The sequence below is a fragment of the Streptomyces sp. NPDC007983 genome (assembly GCF_042958345.1).
Classification (GTDB): Bacteria; Actinomycetota; Actinomycetes; order Streptomycetales; family Streptomycetaceae; genus Streptomyces.
Map to the genome: position 1 here is coordinate 140,443 of NZ_JBIBJI010000011.1, position 16,777 is coordinate 157,219.

The following is a 16,777-nucleotide window of genomic DNA, read 5'->3' on the forward strand; positions in this document are numbered from 1 at the left end:
GTGGCGGTCAGGCCGACGTCCCCGCCGCGTAGCTGATCGCGATCCGCGCGCCGAGCCGGGCGTTGTTCTTGACGAGCGCGATATTGGTGCGCAGGCTCTCACCCTTCGTCAGCTCCACGATGCGGCCCAGCAGATAGGGCGTCGCGTCCTTGCCGCCGATGCCCGCCTCCGCCATTTCGGCGAGGGCCTGCTCGATGATGCCGTCGATCCGCTCGGCGGGGATCTCGTCCGCCTCCGGGACCGGGTTGGCGATGCTCAGCCCGGCGGGCAGGCCCAGGTCCCACTGGGCGCGCATCACGGCGGCGATCTCCTCCGGGGAGTCGGCCCGCAGGGGGGAGGCGAAGCCGCTCACCCGGGAGTAGAACGCGGGGAAGTCGTCGGTGCCGTAGGTGAGCACCGGCACGCCGAGGGTTTCCAGGGTCTCCAGGGTGAGACCGATGTCGAGGATGCTCTTCACTCCGGCGCTGATGACCGCCACCCCGGTGGTGGACAGCTCCGTGAGGTCGGCGCTGACGTCGAAGGACTGCTGCGCCCCGCGGTGCACCCCGCCGATGCCGCCGGTGACGAAGACCCTGATCCCGGCGAGCGCGGCGAGCCGCATGGTGCTCGCGACGGTGGTCGCGCCGTGGCCGCCGCGCGCCATGACATGGGCCAGGTCCCGCACGCTGACCTTGCCGACCTCCGGGTCGGTGGCGAGCAGTTCCAGATCGGCGCGGTCCAGTCCGATGCGCGGTGTGCCGTGGAGGACGGCGATGGTGGCCGGGACCGCGCCCTCGGCGCGGATGATGGCCTCGACCTCGGTGGCCATCTCGACGTTCTGCGGATACGGCATGCCGTGGCTGATGATCGTGGACTCCAGCGCGACCACGGGCCGTCCGTCGCGCAGGGCCTCCCGGACTTCCTGGTTCAGGGTCAGCCGGGGGTGGGGGGTGGTCATGTCGTCCTCCGCGGTGGGGCGGTCGCCGCGTCCTCGACGAGGCGCGGGGTCAGATCGGGCCGTACGGTGGCGGTGGTCGCCACGGTCAGCGCGGCGGCGGCGTGGCCGTAGCGGGCGGCGGCCACGGGGTTCTCGCCGGTGAGCAGGGCGTGGACGAACGCGCCGAGCATCGCGTCACCGGCGCCGGTCACGTCCTGTACCTCGGCCGGTGGCGCGGCCAGGAAGGTGGCGCCCTCCCCGGCGCCGCTCAGCAGGGAGCCGCGCTCGCCGAGCCGCACCCATACGTACTGGACGCCGCGCTCGTGCAGCACGGCCACGGCCGCGGTCAGCTCCCCGTCGTCACCGGTGGTGTCGACGGTGGCGCGGCCGGTGAGGGCGCCCAGCTCGGCCACGTTCGGGGTGACGGCGAAGACCGGGCGCCCGGCGTCGAGCAGCGGGGCGAGCAGCGCCGCCTTGGGCACGCTCACCGGGTCGATCACCGCATGGACCCCGGCGGCGCTCGCGATGTCCAGCGCGTAGGCCAGCGCCGGGGCGGCGAGGTTGCCGTCGAGCACCAGCATGCTCGCGTTGCCGATGAGTTCGCGCGCGGGCTGCAGATGCTCGGGGCCGAGCCCGTCGGTCGCGGCCATGTCGGCGACGGCCACGACGAGTTCGCCGTCGGCGTCCAGCACCGCCGTATAGGTGCCGGTGGGGTGCGCGCCTCGGTGGACGTGGTCGATCCGTACCCCGGTGGCCCGGGTCTCGCTCAGCAGCCGCTCCCCCGCGGGGTCCCGGCCGACGGCGGCGATGAGATGGGTCGGGGTGCCCAGCCGGGCCAGGTTCTCCGCCACGTTGCGGGCCACCCCGCCGGGGCTGGTGTGGGCGTGGCCCGGGTTGCTGGTGCGGTACGCGAGCGGCGCCAGGCTGCGCACCTTGACGTCGACGTTGGCGCCGCCGATGACCACCACCGCGTGCTCCTGGCGGAGGATGTAGCCGCGCCCGAGGATGGCGCCCTTCTTGCCCAGGTTGGACAGATGGACGTTGACCGCCGCCCGGGTGGTGCCGAGGGCGTCGGCGATCGCCTGGGCTCCGGCCAGCGGGTCCCGGCGCAGCAGCGCGAGTACTTCCCGCTCCCGTCGGGTCAGCATCATGTTCAGGACAGTAAAGGAAACTTAGTCCAATAAACAGACTCCCGGTGTCTCCCCCGAAAGTGCCGGTCAGGGTCCCGAGGAAGAGGGACCCGCATTTCGCTCATCACCGTGATGCGCGGACCGATCACCGACTGCGAGCGTTGCGCATGCCCCGCCGACCCCTTCAGCGCTGAAAGGTGATCATGAACTCGACCTCCGTAGCCCCTCCCGGTGCCCGCGGGCTGCCGGCGGCCAGGATCGGCGCCGCCGCGTGGATCGTCGGCGCCGCACAGTTCCTGGCCGTCCAGCTGATCGCCGGGTCCCGCTGGCGTACGCCCTACAGCTGGCGCGACAACAACATCAGCGACCTGGGCAATGTCCACTGCGGGATGTGGGACGACTCGCGTCCGCGGTACGTCTGTTCACCGCTGCACGGCCTCATGAACACGTCGTTCGCCGTCCAGGGTGTGCTGCTGCTTCTCGGGACGCTGCTGACCGCCGTCCACTGGGGGCGGGGCCGGATGACGCGCGCTGCCCGGATCCTGTTCGCCGTCAACTCCGGCGCCTGGATCCTGGTGGGGCTGGTGCCCGCCGACGTCGACGAGGACCTGCACGTCCTGGGCGCGCTCCTCATCATGGGCGTGGGCAACATCGGGCTTCTCCTCGCCGGATGCGCGCCCCGGCATTCCCTCTTCGGCAGAGCGCGCGTCGCGGCCTACGGCATCGGCGCCGCCGCGGTGACCACGGCATGGATGTTCTTCACCCAGCACGATCCCGGTATCGGACTGGGCGGCCTGGAGCGGGTCGCGGCCTTCGGACCGCAGCTGTGGACGCTCGTCATGGCCCTCGCCGTCCTCCGCGCACCCGGCCCGTGGCGCCGGGACCGGACCAACCGGGTGGGGCAGGAAATGACGGGAGAACACATGATGACATCCTGAGGGTCCACGGCTTGCCGGATCCGCTCGGCGGCAGCCCGGACGATGTATCCGGTGATGAGGAAGAAGACCGATGAGACTCTGCTTTCTGGTGGAGGAGCGCTATCGCCACGACGGGATGCCGCAAGAGGTGATCCGTCAGCTCACCGCCTGGGGCCATCAGGTGGACGTCCTGCGGCCCGGCCGCTCGCTGATGCGGATATCCGACGCGATCCGGGCCGGAAGCCATGACGCCTGGGTGCTCAAGACCGTGTCCGGCGGGCCCGGTCTGACGCTGCTGGAGGCCGCGGCCGCGGTCGGACTCACCACCGTCAACGACGCGCGGTCCATCCGCGGGGTGCGGGACAAGGCGCTGGCGGCGGCGATCGGCCACAGCCGTGGCCTGCCCGTGCCGGCCACCTACGCGGCGGCCCGCCCCGAGGCGCTGGCGGAGATACCGGAATCGGAGTTCCCGCTGGTGGTCAAGCCCGCGGACGGCAGCTCGGGACGGGCGGTGCGGCTGGTGCCGTCGCCGGGCCGGCTCGCGGCGCTCGGTCCCGAACTGGCCCGGGAGGGCATGCTGATCGCCCAGCCCTATGTGCCGAACTCGGGCATCGACCTCAAGGTGTACTGCGTCGGTGGCGAGTTGTACGCGACCGAGCGCAGCTCACCGCTCGGCCCGGACCAGGGCGTACGCGGGCGCCGGGTCGCGCTGTCCCCCGAAGTGGCCGCGATCGCCGCCGAGGTCGGCGCGGTGTACGGACTCGACCTGTACGGGGTCGACATTCTGCTGGGGCCGGACGGACCGGTGGTGGTCGACGTGAACGACTTCCCCAGCTTCAAGGAGGTGCCGGACGCGGCGGCGCGGGTGGGGCGCGCGGTGCTGGACCTGGCCCGCCAGGGCGGGACCGGCCCCGGCACGGTGCTCGGCACCCTGTCCGGACCGGCACCGGTGCCGATGGCCGTACAGATGCCCGCGACGGTGGGGGGTGCCGGATGAGGGTCGGTCTCATCACCGCCGACCCGGACCATCAGCTCCTCGCCGATACGGCGGCCCTGCTGACGCCCCGCCACGAAGTGTTCGCGGTCGATCCGGAGGCCGCCGCCGTCCCCGGCGAGCCGGCCGACGTCTATCTGCTGAAGGCCCGTACGCCGAGGGCGCTGGCGCTGGCCCGGTCCCTGGAGGAGCGCGGCGCGGCGGTGGTGAACTCCGCCGCGGCCACGGAACTCTGCCAGGACCGGACGGCGATGGCGACGCTGGCGCGGCAGGCGGGCCTGCCGTTCGCGGAAACCCGTACGGTGTCCGCGCTCGCACGGCTCGACGCGGCGCGGCTCGCCTGCCCGGTCGTCGTCAAGAGCCGCCACAGCCGCCGCCACGATCTCGTGGCCCGGGTGGACGACCCCGTACGCCTGGCGGAGCTCGCCGCCGCGTGGCCCGACGAGCCCGTAGTGGTCCAGGACTTCACCCCCAACGACGGCTGGGACCACAAGCTGTGGGTCGTCGCGGACACCGTGTTCGCCGCGCTGCGGACCTCCGAGCTGGCCGTGGGCCGGGAGGGCCGTCTGACGCTGCCGCTCCCCCTGGACGATCTGCCGCCCGGGTGGCTGGATCTGGTGCGCCGGGTCGGTTCGGTGTTCGCGCTGGAGGTGTACGGGGTGGATGTGCTGCGCGGTCCGGACGGGCCGGTGATCGTGGACATCAACGCGTTCCCGGGGGTCCGGGGCCAGGCGGGCGCGCCGGAGGCGCTGGCGGCCCTGACGGTGCGCGCCGCCGGTCCCCGGCCCGCCGTCCGGGCGTGACCGCGAAGCCCGTTGGGTGTCCCCCACCCAACCCCCGCCGAGCCCCTAGTGACAACGCGTCCGAAAAATAGGGGTTGTAGCCGTTCGGGGCGAACCGGCAGGCTTGTATTCCGTGTGTGCGCGCGAGCGTACGCCGTCGACCAGTGGCTCGAAAGGACGTCAGGTGACCGCAAACCCCACCGGCACCAGTCTGTGGATCAGGCAGTTCCATCCCGCGCCGGACGCGACGACGCGGCTCGTCTGCCTGCCGCACGCCGGCGGATCGGCCTCCTACTACTTCCCCGTGTCGAAGGCGCTCTCGCCGGGGGTGGACGTACTCGCCATCCAGTACCCGGGCCGCCAGGACCGCCGTAACGAGGAGTGCGTCAGCACCATCGGCGAGCTGGCCGACGCGCTCGTGCCCGAGCTGCTGCCGTACACGGACAAGCCGCTGGCGCTCTTCGGGCACAGCATGGGTGCGACCCTCGGCTTCGAGGTGGCGCTGCGTCTGGAGCAGAAGGGCGTGGTGCCGGCGGTGCTGTTCGCCTCGGGGCGGCGCGCGCCGTCCACGAGCCGCGACGAGTCGGTCCACCTGCGCGACGACGACGGCCTCATCGCCGAGATGCAGGCGCTCAGCGGCACCGACTCGCAGGTCCTCGGGGACGAGGAGCTGCTGCGGATGGTGCTGCCCGCGATCCGCAGCGACTACAAGGCCGCGGAGACCTACCGGTACACGCCGGGCCCCCCGCTCACCGCCCCCATCCACGTCCACGTGGGCGACAACGACCCCAAGGCGACGGTCGACGAGGCCCGCAAGTGGAGCGAGCACACCAGCGGCGGGTTCGAGCTGCACACGTACCCCGGTGGCCACTTCTACCTCAACAACGAGGCACCGGCCGTCATCGCGTCCATCTCGCGGACGCTGTCCGCGCTGCGGCCCTGACCCGCGCCGAACCGCGTCGGCCGGCGCCGGTCCGCGCGCCCGGCCGTCCGCCCGTCGGTCACTCCGGCGGGCGGGCGCCCAGGACGTTGCGGGTGTAGTCCTCGGCGGCAGCTTGCAGGCCCACGTCGCCCTGGCACCGTTCCGCCAGCAGCCAGCGGTGTTCCAGCACCTCGTAGTAGATCTGCGCGGTGTCGGCGGAGCCGCGCAGCTCCAGGGGGACGGCCCGCACCGTCGGCCGGAACTTGTCGCGCACCCAGCGGTGGGCCAGCACCTCGGGGCGGGCGCCGAGCGGATCGCCGGGGGCGTAGTCGTCCTGGGTGGCCATCCACGCCTCCAGGTCGTTCAGCAGGCTGCGGGCCTGGTTCTCCTCGGCGTCGAGACCGGTCAGCCGCAGCAGCTGGCGCTGGTGGTGGCCCGCGTCGACCACCTTCGGCAGGAAGGTGACCGTGTCCCCGTCCGGTGAGCGCTCGATCTGCATTTCGGCCACGTCGAAGCCCAGGTCGTTCAGGCGCCGCACCCGCCGGTCGATGTAGCGGCGCTTGGCCACCGGATAGACGGACTGCCGGGTCAGCTCGTGCCACAGCGCGGTGTACCGCTCCTCGATGGCCTGGCCGAACAGCACCGGGTCGACCGAGGGGTGCAGCGAGCCGCTGGCCTCCAGGTCCATCAGCTCCCCGGCGATGTTCACCCGGGCCACCTCCACGTCGTACTCCCGCTGCCCGCTGGTCAGCTTCGGCTGGATCTGCCCGGTCTCGGCGTCCACCAGATACGCGGCGTACGCGCCCGCGTCACGCCGGAAGAGGGTGTTCGACAGCGAGCAGTCCCCCCAGGCGAACCCGGCCAGATGCAGCCGCACCAGCAGCACGGCCAGCGCGTCGAGCAGCCGCTTGATGGTGCTGGGCCGCATGGTCGTCTCGAACATCGACCGGTACGGCAGCGACCCCACCAGATGGCGGGTGACCAGCACCGGCTCCAGCGGCTCACCGTCCCCGTCGGTCCGCCCCGTGACCACCGCGAGCGCGTCCACGGCCGGAATGGCGAGCCGGTCCAGGTCGCGCAGCAGCCCGTACTCCCGCACCGCCGCCCACTCCCCGACCTCCTTGACGGCGACCACCTCGCCACCCGCCTGCGCGAACCGCACGACGTGGCGGGAGATGCCGCGCGGCAGGGCGACCAGATGCGCCTCCGGCCACTCCTCCAGCGGCATGTTCCACGGCAGGTCGAGGAGTGACGCCGGGTGCTCGGGCGAGGTGGCGGTGATCTGGAGCTCCATGACACACCAGTGTGCGGTACGCGTGTGCGACACGGGTGTGCGCCATCTCGACACACGTATCCGCTTCCGGTTGCCTTTCGAAGTGGAAACAGGAAACAACACGGTTCGCCTTGCCCGCTCCCGACGGCTGCACCACGCTGACTTGCGGTGACACACAGCTGCTCGGCAGGGCATTACGGAGGTGCATGTGCTCGAGCAACGTCACCGCTTCGGTTCTGAACTCCGGAGGCTGCGGCTGGCCGGCGGGGTCACGCTCGACCGGCTGGCCGGACTGGTCCACTACAGCAAGGGCCAGCTCAGCAAGGTGGAGCGCGGGCTGAAGCCCCCGAACCCGGAGCTGGCCCGCCTCTGCGACGCCGCGCTCGGCGCCGGGGGCGAGCTGGCCGCCCTGGTCCCGTTGCGGCCTTCGGAAGCGGACACCACAGAGGAGATCCACGGTGACGAGGAGGTGTGGCTGATGCACCTGTCGGCAGACGGGCCGAGCTGGTTCCAGCCCATGGACCGGCGGCAGGTGATGGCGGCGGGAGCCGCCTCGATGATGCGCCTGGGCCTCGGCCCCTCCCCGGTGCCGTCCGGCGCCGAGGGAACATCGCTGCTGGAGGTGTCCCGGTCGCTGTTCGACCAGTACCGGCGGCTCGGGCAGACCGTGGGCCCGTCCTTCGTGCTGCCCTCGCTGATCGCCCAGACCCACACCCTGCGCGAACTGTCGCGCGGCGCCGGTAACCACACCCGGCAGGGCCTGCTGAGGCTCGCCTCCCGGTACGCGGAGTACATCGGCTGGCTCATGCAGGAGTCGGGCGACGAACAGGCCGCCCTGTGGTGGACCCGGCGCGCCGTCGCACTGGCCGCCGCGGGCGGCGACGAGGACCTGGCGGCGTACGCCCTGGTGCGGCGCGCGCTGATCACGCTGTACCGCCAGGACGCCGCGCAGACCGTCGGCCTGGCCCAGCAGGCACAGGGCGGCGCGCTCCCGCCCCGGATCCACGGCCTGGCCGCCCAGCGGGAGGCGCAGGGCCACGCGCTGGACGGCGACTACGACGCGTGCATGCGCAGCCTGGACCGGGCGCGGACGCTCCTCGCCCGGCACACCCCGGACTCCGACGCGCCCGTCATCGGCACCACCCATCTGACCGACCCCGTGGCCATGGTGACCGGGTGGTGCCTGCTCGACCTGGGACGTCCGCGCGAAGCCGCCGAGACCATCGACCGGCAGATGGCCCAGGTGCCGCCGGAGGCCCTGCGCACCCAGGCCCGCTACGGCATGCGCCGGGCGCTCGCCCACGCGGTGGCGGGGGACATCGACCACGCCTGCGAGCTGGCCCAGGAGCTGCTCGGTACCGCCGTCACGGTGGCCTCCGCCACCATCACCGCCGACCTGCGGCGCCTGGCGCACACGCTGGCCCGGCACCCCAAGAACCCCTCGGTCCGTGCCCTGACCCCGCGGCTCACCGCGGCCCTCCGCCCCGACGCCCTCTGATCCGTACAGCTGACCGCCGTCCGCCACCGAGAAAGGCCGCCATGACCGACGTCTTCATCAACTACCGCACCGGAGACGGTGACAAGACCGCGCTCACCCTGGACACGGCGCTGTCCCACCGCTTCGGCGACGAGCGGATCTACCGTGCCTCGAAGTCCATCGCGCCGGGCGAGGCCTTCCCCCGGGCGCTCCTCAATGGCGTGCGGCGCAGCGGGGCCCTGCTCGCCGTCATCGGCCCGGGATGGGCCGGGCACCCGCGGCTCCACGAGGAGGACGACTGGGTCCGCCGGGAGATCCTGGAGGCGTACGAGTGCGGGATACCGGTCGTCCCGCTGCTGGACGGGCGGCGGACCGAGCGGCTGCGCGCCGCCGACCTGCCCGAGGAGCTGGCCTGGCTGGCCGACTGCCAGTCGCTGCGGCTCGACCACCACAACGCCCCGGCCGACCTCGCGCACATCGGCGACGCCCTGGCCGAGCTGGTGCCCGAGCTGAAGGCGGCCGACCGACCCGCCCCGCGGCCGGACGAGGGCGGTGCCGTCCACAACGCGGTGGGGGATGTGACCGGCGCCGCCAACCAGGCGCGCGACATCACCGGCGACGTCGGCACCGTCATCAAGGACTCCCGGGGCCCGGTGCACACCGGCAGGGGCGACATCAACACCCACTCCCCGACCATCTCCGGCGACGGCGTCGCCTATGTCGCCGGGAACAACCACGGCGGTATCAGCAACAGCTTCGGCGGTTCCCGGCGGCGCGAGGCCGGGGGCGAGGAGCGGTGAGCGACCCGTTCCACACCCGGGTGGACCGGCCGTACGGTCCGGTCCACACCGGCTCCGGCAATCTGATCAGCATCAGCGATCCCAGTGCGCTGCTGGTCGACTCCCGCGGCCGGACACCGCTGCGGGTCGCCGAGGACGAACTCGCCTGGCTCCACGCGCGCTTCGTCCACCCCCCGGGGTTCGGCGAGGCGCGTGAGCGCCTGGAGGACACCGGCACCGTGCTGCTGGACGGTGAACCGGGCAGCGGGCGCAACGCCGCCGCGCGGATGCTGCTGCGCGAACTGGGCGGGCCGGGCCGGTTCCACGAGGTGCTGCCGGACCTGGACAAGAGTCCCCGCCTCAACCCCGCCCATATCGGGGACGGTGACAAGCTCCTGCTCGATCTGTCCACCACCGACGAACAGGTGTGGCACGAGATCCAGGGCGAACTGTCGTCCTTCCGCAGCGAGGTGCGGGCCCAGCGGGCCCATCTGGTCGTAGTGCTCCCCCACCATCAGGGCAACCAGTCCCGCACGAAGTTCCAGCAGTTCCTCGTGGAGACGGCGCGCCCGCAGGAGATGAGACTGCTCCGCGCCTATCTGCGGCACGACGGCATCACCGAGGTCGCACGGCCACCCGCGCGGCTCACCGAATACCTGGCCGGACGGCCGCCCATCCGGGAGATCGCCGCACTCGCCGCCCTCATCCAGCGCGCCCGGAACGCCGCGCGCGGCGCAGGCGGCTTCCCCGAGTGGTGCGCCGCCGCGCTCACCGCGGTGACGGCCCGGGACGAGGACGTCACCCAGCTGGTCACCACGCTGCGCGAAGGGCCGCAGCGGGCCCTGCTGCTCACGACGGCCATGCTGCACGGGGCCCACGCCGACGCCGTCCACCAGGCCACCGCGTCCCTGCTGAAGGCCGCGCGCTACCCGGAGGACACCAGTCCGCTGCTGGAACGCGCGGACCTCGCGGAGCGGTTCAAGGAGATCGGAGCCGAGACCGACGCCGGGGCCAGGGTCCGCTTCACCGAGCTGGGGTACGACACGGCGATCCGCGCCCACTTCTGGAACCACCTGCCCGAGCTGCGCGGCCCGCTGCGCGCCTGGGTGGCCGACACGGTCCTGCTGCCCCGGCTCGACCAGGACGACCGCGACGACCTGGCAAGACGGTTCGCGGAAGAGTGTCTGCGGACGGGGCACACCGATGAGCTGCTGTCGCTCGTGGCGCAGTGGGCCACCGCCCCGCGCGGCGACCCGCGGCTGCGGTCGGCCGCCCACGCGCTCGAACGCGGTCTGCACGATCAGGCGCACGGCCGGGCCTTCCGGAGGAAGATCTACGACTGGTCGAAGCAGACGCTGTCCACGGGCCTCGCCGATGTGCTCGTCGGGGTCTGCGCCGAGGTGATGGCGGTGCGCCACCCGGACGAGGCCATGGTCCGGCTCCACCATCTGGCCAGACGGCAGGTACGGGGCACCACGGCCCGCGAGGCGCTGCTGCAGCTCGTCCGGGCCGATCACCGGCTGCACCGCCTCATGCTGTTCCGTCTCGCCCACGGTCTTGCGGAGCATGACTGGTCCGCGGACGCCGAGCTGTTCCTCGCACTCACCGAGCCCGGCCCGCTCCTCGATCCCGGGGCCCGGGTACGTCCGCTGCTCGCGGAGACCGGCGTACGGAGCCAGCTCGTCACCGGCTGGGGCGCCGTGTTCCGCCGCCGCGCCCATCAGGACTGGGCCGAGCCGGTGCGCGGCTGGCTGGTCGCGGCCTGGGAGCACGAGCGGCACCGCGACGCGCTGCTCGATGTCCTGGTCGAGGGCGGCGGCGGACGCGGGGATGTCCTGGGCCGGCTGTATGTGCTGGCCCGGGACTGGGCCCATGCGCCGCCGGAGGGCCCGGATCGCCGGACGCCGCTCGTCGACCTCCTTTTCGACAAGATCAACACTGCTCAAGCCATCCGGAACGGGGAGATCGCACCATGAGTTCTGGCCGCAAGACCGTGACGGCCTTCCTCACCATCATCTGCGGGCTGCTGCTCGTGATCCTGGGCCTGTGCGCCGACTGGCCGCTGTGGGTCTGGCCCGTGGTGGTCGCCGCGCTCATCGCCGTCCCCCTGCTCCTGGCCAAGCTCGCGGGCCGCCGTCCGGATCCGCTGCCGCGCGCACTCCTGCACGAGCCCGATCTGCCCATTCCCCCGCTGGAGCGGCGGGAGCACCTGGTCAGCCAGGTCGCGCTGCCGAGCAAGGAGGCGGACTACGACTTCCTGTTCTCCGCGATGGTGCGCTGGCATCCGGCCGACACCGCGCCGGACGCCCCGGTCATCAACCCCGGCGCCCTGGCCATCGAGGCGGTCCTGGAGCGGGCCCGCCGCATCACCGAGGTCGCCTCGCCCGCGAGAAGCACCCTCGTCCAGCACGAGTTGAACGGCGCCCTGGGCACCATGCGGCCCGCCGCCGGGGGCCAGGTGATGGCCATGGCGGAGAACGTCACCCTCATGCTCTCCGACATCGACCAGGCGCGGCTGGACAAGCTCGCCGCGGTCCGCAAGGACGAGGCGGTGTGGGAGCACGAGAGGAAGTACGAGCAGAACCGGCGCGCGTATCTGGGCACCGACGTGCTGCGGGACACCGGAAGCGCCGTCGTCTGGTGGCTCGCCCGGAACGACGACCAGGTGGAGAAGACCGTGAAGGACCTGGGCCTGCTCGCCCAGCTCACCTCCGCCGCGAACAACACGGACGTCCCCTCGCAGTTGCGGCACCTGGTCCCGTATCCGCTCCCGCAGCCGGCGCCCTACGAGCACAACGGCCACGCGCCCGCGCCCCGCCCGGAGGCCCCCGCGTCGGCCGCGGACCACTTCGCGGCCCTGCTGGAGGCCATGGGACTCGCCGAGGACGACCCCCAACGCGCCCTGTTCGCCCGGCAGATGGCCCACACCGCGGCGTCCTACGCCTCACCGGAGGCCGGGGAAGAACTGCTCGCACGCTTCGATACTCCCGTCACTCCGGTCACCCCCGCCACGTCAGTCCCGTCCCCGGACGCCTTCGACGGCGCGCCGGACGAGGCGGAGTGGGAGCCGGAGGCAGAGCGGAGCCCCTGACCCGCGGCCCGCCGTGAGCGCCATGTCCGTTTTCCGCCAGCGCATCGGCCCGGGATGGCGCACAGTAAGGGTGTGATGAGCGAAGACAGCATGTACGAGGCGGTGTGCAGCCGTGACGCGCGCTTCGACGGTGAATTCTTCTTCGCCGTCGCCACCACCGGGATCTACTGCCGCCCGAGCTGCCCGGCGACCACGCCCCATCGCAAGAACGTGCGCTTCTTTCCGACCGCGGCCGCCGCGCAGGGCGGGGGGTTCCGGGCCTGCCGGCGCTGCCGTCCCGACGCGGTGCCCGGCTCCGCCGAGTGGAACGCGCGGGCGGACGCCGTCGGGCGGGCGATGCGGATGATCGGCGACGGGGTGGTCGACCGGGAGGGGGTGGCCGGGCTGGCGGCACGGCTGGGGTACAGCGCCCGCCAGGTGCAGCGGCAGCTGGGCGCGGAGCTGGGGGCCGGGCCCGTCGCGCTGGCCCGCGCGCAGCGCGCCCACACCGCGCGGATACTGCTGCAGACGACCGGGTTGCAGGCCGCGGAGATCGCGTTCGCGGCGGGGTTCGCCAGTGTGCGGCAGTTCAACGACACCATCCGGGAGATCTACGCCGCCACCCCGACCGAGCTGCGCTCCGCCCGCCCGGGCCGGGCCTCCCGGTTCGGCCCGGTGGGGCGGCGGACGCCGGCGGCCGCCTCGGCGTCGGCCGGGGTGCCGCTGCGGCTCGCCTACCGGGGGCCGTACGCCACCGCGGAGGTGTTCGGCTATCTCGCCCGCCGCGCCCTCACCGGCGTGGAGGAGGTCGTGGGCGACCGGGGTGACCGCACCTATCGCCGTACGCTGCGGCTGCCGCACGGCTACGGTGTCGTGGAGATCGACGAGCGCCCCGGTGACGGCTGGCTGGAGTGCCGGCTGCATCTGACCGAGTTGCGCGATCTGACCACCGCCACCCAGCGGATCCGCCGCCTGTTCGACCTGGACGCCGATCCGTACGCGGTTGCCGAGCGGCTGGGCACCGACCCCGCGCTGGCGCCGCTGGTGGCGGCGCGGCCCGGACTGCGCTCGCCGGGTTCGGCCGACGCGCATGAGCTGGCCGTGCGCGCCGTGCTCGGCCAGCAGGTGTCGGTCGCCGCGGGGCAACGGCTGGGCAACGCCCTGGTCGCCGCGTACGGCACACCTCTCGCGGAGCCCAGCGGCGGGCTCACCCATCTCTTCCCGGGCGCCGGCGACCTCGCCGACCGCCCGCTCACGGACCTCGGCATGCCGGAGAGCAGGCGCGCGACCCTGCGCACGCTGGCCACCGCGCTCGCCACCGGCGCGGTACGTCTGGACACCGGCGTCGACCGCGACCGGACCGAGAAGGAGCTGCTGGCGCTGCGCGGCATCGGCCCGTGGACGGCCGGTTACATCCGGATGCGGGCGCTGGGCGACCCGGACGTCCTGCTGGAAGGGGACGTCGCGGTACGGGCCGGGGCGCGCCGCGCCGGGGCGTTCCTGGAGGACTCCGAGGGCTGGCGGCCGTGGCGTTCGTACGCCATGCACCACCTCTGGAACGCCCCGAAGACCGCCCCGGCTCCCCTCGCATGACCCCTCGGCGCGGTGTCCGATTCCCGAGGGCATCGGACGGACCATCGTGAACACGCAAGGAAAGGACGGGGCCATGGCCCTCTACACGACGATCGACAGCCCTCTGGGCGAACTGCTGCTGGCGGGCGCGCCGTCCGCCACCGCCAAGGGCGGCACCGCGCTGGCCTCCCTCTCGGTGCCCCAGCAGACCCGCGGGGTCACGGTGCAGGACGGCTGGCGGCGCGACGACGCGGCGTTCGCCGAGATCGTGGACCAGCTGGGGTCGTACTTCGCGGGCGAGCTCACCCGCTTCGACCTCGAATTCGTCTCCGGTGGGACGGCGTTCCAGCAGCGGGTGTGGCAGGCGCTGGAGGACATTCCGTACGGTACGACCGTCAGTTACGGCCAGATCGCGGAGCGGGCCGGTGCCTCGCGGGCCGCGGTCCGCGCCGTGGGCACCGCGATCGGCCGGAACCCCCTGCTGGTCGTGCGCCCCTGCCACCGTGTCATCGGTGCGAACGGCTCGCTGGCGGGGTACGCGGGCGGCCTGGACCGCAAGGAGCGGCTGCTGCACCTGGAGGGCGTCGCGATCGGCGGCTGACGGGCGCCCTGATCGCCCCGCCGGTGAGGCTGCTAGCGCGAGGCGAGCCGGCGGGCCCTGCGCAGCCCGGCGGTGACATCCGCGAGGGTCGCGCAGTCCGTCACCGCCGCCCCGGCGGGCAGGACCAGGTCCGTCGGGGGCCGGCGGGTGGCGACGGCGTCGGCCAGGTCGGACAGTCCGGCGCGCAGCCGGGCGGCCAGTTCCGCGTCGGGGTACGGCGCGCCCTGGTCGAGCCGGACGCCGCACGCTGTGGCGGCGTCCACGATCTCCTCCAGCGCGGAGACCACCGGCGCCCAGGCCGCCAGGTCCCGCCCGAACGGCGGGTGTTCGGCGCTCGCCACCTCCACCGCGCGGCGGGCGTCGGCCAGTGCGCGGTAGGCCTCGCGGCGCAGCCGCAGCCGCTCCGCGTAGGGCGCCTCGGCGGTCAGCACCCGGTCCAGGTGGTCGCGGGTGGCGCGGACGGCGAGGGAGAGGCGGACGGACACCTGGGCGCGCGGGCCGCCGAGGCCGGGCAGGGCGCCCGCGGCGAGCACGACCACGCAGGCGAGCAGGGTGTCCCTGAGCCGGGTGTAGCCGGGGTCGGTGTCGCCGCCGAGGTAGACGAGGGACAGCAGCAGCGGGGTGAGCACCGCCGTCTGCAGCGCGAAGTGGCGCACGGAGACGGGGATGGCCGCCGCGCACACCGACGCCACCGCGACCGGCCACAGCCCGGGCAGGCCGGTCATCGGGCCGAGCAGGGTGGCGAGCACGCCGAAGACGGCCACGCCCACCGCGGTGCCGAAGGCCCGGGAGAGGGCGCGCGAGACCAGCGGGCCCATGTCGGGCTTGACCAGGAAGGTGGCGGTGGCCGGGAGCCAGTACCAGTGGTCGCCCGGCAGTGAGCGCGCGAGCACGGTGGACACGCCGACGCACAGGGCGACCCGGGCCGCGTACTCCCGTCCGGCCGGGCCGAGCATCCGGCGCAGCCGCTGCCGGTGGTCGGGGCCTACGGCGCCGACCGGGGGCGCGGGTTCGCCGTCGAAGACGCGGGCGGCGAGCAGGACGGCCCGGTGCACGGCGATGCTGCCCGCGGTGCCGGGTACGGGGGCGGGGAGCCGCCCCGGGGGCAGTCCGGTGCGTACGGAGCGGGCGAGCTGGGCGGGGGTGCGGGCGACCCGGGCGGGCAGGGGTTCGTTCTCCCACAGCAGGGTCAGCACCGCCTCGCTCAGCCCTCCGGCCACCGCGAGCCGGTCGCGCAGCCGCCGTTCCTCCTCGTCGGGGCGCTGCCAGGGGATGCGGTGGGCGTAGAGGGCTTCGTACGCGGTGTCGTACGCGGAGGTCAGCCGGCGCCGCGCGGCCTGGGCGCCCTCGGTGCCGACGACCGTCATCAGATCGCCGAGGGCGTCGTACACGGCGGCCACCGCGCTCCGTTCGTCGGGCCCGGGGGCGGCCGCCGGGCGGAAGCGGTGGACCATGGGCAGCAGCGAGGCCATCACGACGACCCAGGTGGCGCCGACGAGCAGCATTCCCGCGCGCACCGGCGGGGCTTCGGGCAGCGGCATTCCGGCGCCCACCACGGCGAGCACCATCAGCTGCACCCCGGCGTTCGAGCAGACCGGTCCGACGGCGCTGAGGGCACCGGAGACGAGCCCGACGGTGGCCAGCGCGAGGGCGATCCACGGGCCGAGCCCGAGCGTGGCGAACGAGGCCCCGATGAAGAGGCCGAGGGATCCCGCGAGGGCCGGGAGCCCGATGCGTACGGTGCGGGTGCGGCGGGTGGCCGGGCGGTCGTTGATGTGCGCGAACATCGCGCCGAGGCCCGCGGTCACCCCGGCGGGGGTGTTGCCGGTGGCCACTCCCGCCGCCACCGCCGGGCCCACGCCGAGCGCTCCGCGCAGCACCGCCGGCCAGGGCACCGGGCCACGCAGCGTCCGCACCCCGCGCAGGGGGTGCGTCAGCCAGTGGGGCAGGGCGGGGAGCGCGCGCAAGGATCCTCCGTGTTCCGAGTACCGCGGGGTGGGTGTGGCCGACGTGGCATCGCATCGACCCCTTCGACGGTACGTGAGCCGAAAGGAGCTTCCGTAACCTGCGCGTTTCCGCCATGTGACCCAGGGGTGGTTGACAACCGCCCATGCCGCCCATGTACGTCGATGAGCTGCCACTTTTGAATTTTGACCGAGTTTATTCGCCACGCCGACCAGCTCGTGCACATGCCAGGCTCATATGTGACCCTCATTGGCCATCTTTGAACTCAGCGTGTTGTGCTGTGCACACAAGGCCAACTAGCCTCCGTGTCGCGCCTGCAGAACGGTCGTTTACCAACCGGCTCACCTGGTGAGCTCGTTGCCCCTTGCTCCGGTAGCCC

General features: G+C 73.3%; 14 protein-coding genes. 10 read left to right on the forward strand and 4 right to left on the reverse strand.

Translation table 11 applies throughout. The annotated features are described in order from the left end of the window. Positions 1–7: 7 nt before the first annotated feature. The gene (locus tag ACFZCY_RS29740) at positions 8–937 is read right to left on the reverse strand and encodes a pseudouridine-5'-phosphate glycosidase (RefSeq protein ID WP_391179926.1); all 930 of its coding nucleotides are present in this window, start codon (positions 935–937) and stop codon (positions 8–10) included. Beyond that, positions 934–2,067, reverse strand: a complete 1,134-nt coding sequence (locus tag ACFZCY_RS29745; protein ID WP_391179929.1) for a PfkB family carbohydrate kinase — start codon at positions 2,065–2,067, stop codon at positions 934–936. Before ACFZCY_RS29745 ends, ACFZCY_RS29740 begins: the two co-directional genes overlap by 4 nt. Positions 2,068–2,249: 182 nt before the next feature. Between ACFZCY_RS29745 and ACFZCY_RS29750 the strand changes: the two genes are divergently transcribed. From ACFZCY_RS29750 to ACFZCY_RS29765, 4 genes are all read left to right on the forward strand, one after another. Continuing rightward, positions 2,250–2,984, forward strand: a complete 735-nt coding sequence (locus ACFZCY_RS29750; protein ID WP_391179931.1) for a DUF998 domain-containing protein — start codon at positions 2,250–2,252, stop codon at positions 2,982–2,984. A 70-nt stretch (positions 2,985–3,054) separates the two neighbouring features. Continuing rightward, positions 3,055–3,960: a RimK family alpha-L-glutamate ligase gene (locus ACFZCY_RS29755; RefSeq protein WP_391179934.1), complete on the forward strand. Its 906-nt coding sequence runs from the start codon at positions 3,055–3,057 to the stop codon at positions 3,958–3,960. After that, positions 3,957–4,760 (forward strand): RimK family alpha-L-glutamate ligase, encoded by an 804-nt coding sequence (locus tag ACFZCY_RS29760; RefSeq protein WP_391179937.1) that lies wholly within the window; start codon positions 3,957–3,959, stop codon positions 4,758–4,760. Before ACFZCY_RS29755 ends, ACFZCY_RS29760 begins: the two co-directional genes overlap by 4 nt. A gap of 163 nt (positions 4,761–4,923) precedes the next feature. Further along, the gene (locus tag ACFZCY_RS29765) at positions 4,924–5,682 is read left to right on the forward strand and encodes an alpha/beta fold hydrolase (RefSeq protein ID WP_391179939.1); all 759 of its coding nucleotides are present in this window, start codon (positions 4,924–4,926) and stop codon (positions 5,680–5,682) included. A gap of 58 nt (positions 5,683–5,740) precedes the next feature. On the opposite strand, the gene ACFZCY_RS29770 is transcribed toward ACFZCY_RS29765, so the two are convergent. Continuing rightward, the gene (locus tag ACFZCY_RS29770; RefSeq protein WP_391179942.1) at positions 5,741–6,955 is read right to left on the reverse strand and encodes a DUF4032 domain-containing protein; all 1,215 of its coding nucleotides are present in this window, start codon (positions 6,953–6,955) and stop codon (positions 5,741–5,743) included. Positions 6,956–7,142: 187 nt separating this feature from the next. Between ACFZCY_RS29770 and ACFZCY_RS29775 the strand changes: the two genes are divergently transcribed. From ACFZCY_RS29775 to ACFZCY_RS29800, 6 genes are all read left to right on the forward strand, one after another. After that, positions 7,143–8,432 (forward strand): helix-turn-helix domain-containing protein, encoded by a 1,290-nt coding sequence (locus ACFZCY_RS29775; RefSeq protein ID WP_391179945.1) that lies wholly within the window; start codon positions 7,143–7,145, stop codon positions 8,430–8,432. 41 nt (positions 8,433–8,473) lie between these two features. Further along, the gene (locus ACFZCY_RS29780) at positions 8,474–9,211 is read left to right on the forward strand and encodes a toll/interleukin-1 receptor domain-containing protein (protein ID WP_391179948.1); all 738 of its coding nucleotides are present in this window, start codon (positions 8,474–8,476) and stop codon (positions 9,209–9,211) included. Continuing rightward, positions 9,208–11,166: a hypothetical protein gene (locus ACFZCY_RS29785; RefSeq protein WP_391179951.1), complete on the forward strand. Its 1,959-nt coding sequence runs from the start codon at positions 9,208–9,210 to the stop codon at positions 11,164–11,166. The genes ACFZCY_RS29780 and ACFZCY_RS29785 overlap by 4 nt, the downstream gene beginning before the upstream one ends. After that, the gene (locus ACFZCY_RS29790; RefSeq protein ID WP_391179954.1) at positions 11,163–12,281 is read left to right on the forward strand and encodes a hypothetical protein; all 1,119 of its coding nucleotides are present in this window, start codon (positions 11,163–11,165) and stop codon (positions 12,279–12,281) included. Before ACFZCY_RS29785 ends, ACFZCY_RS29790 begins: the two co-directional genes overlap by 4 nt. 75 nt (positions 12,282–12,356) lie before the next feature. Further along, positions 12,357–13,853 carry an AlkA N-terminal domain-containing protein gene (locus ACFZCY_RS29795; protein ID WP_391179957.1) on the forward strand — a complete coding sequence of 499 codons (1,497 nt, stop codon included), beginning with the start codon at positions 12,357–12,359 and terminating at the stop codon, positions 13,851–13,853. A 73-nt stretch (positions 13,854–13,926) separates the two neighbouring features. Next, positions 13,927–14,433: a methylated-DNA--[protein]-cysteine S-methyltransferase gene (locus ACFZCY_RS29800; RefSeq protein WP_391180200.1), complete on the forward strand. Its 507-nt coding sequence runs from the start codon at positions 13,927–13,929 to the stop codon at positions 14,431–14,433. Between the two features lie 32 nt (positions 14,434–14,465). Here the strand turns inward: ACFZCY_RS29800 and ACFZCY_RS29805 are convergent, their stop codons facing one another. Continuing rightward, positions 14,466–16,400 (reverse strand): FUSC family protein, encoded by a 1,935-nt coding sequence (locus tag ACFZCY_RS29805; protein ID WP_391179960.1) that lies wholly within the window; start codon positions 16,398–16,400, stop codon positions 14,466–14,468. Between the last annotated feature and the right edge of the window lie 377 nt (positions 16,401–16,777).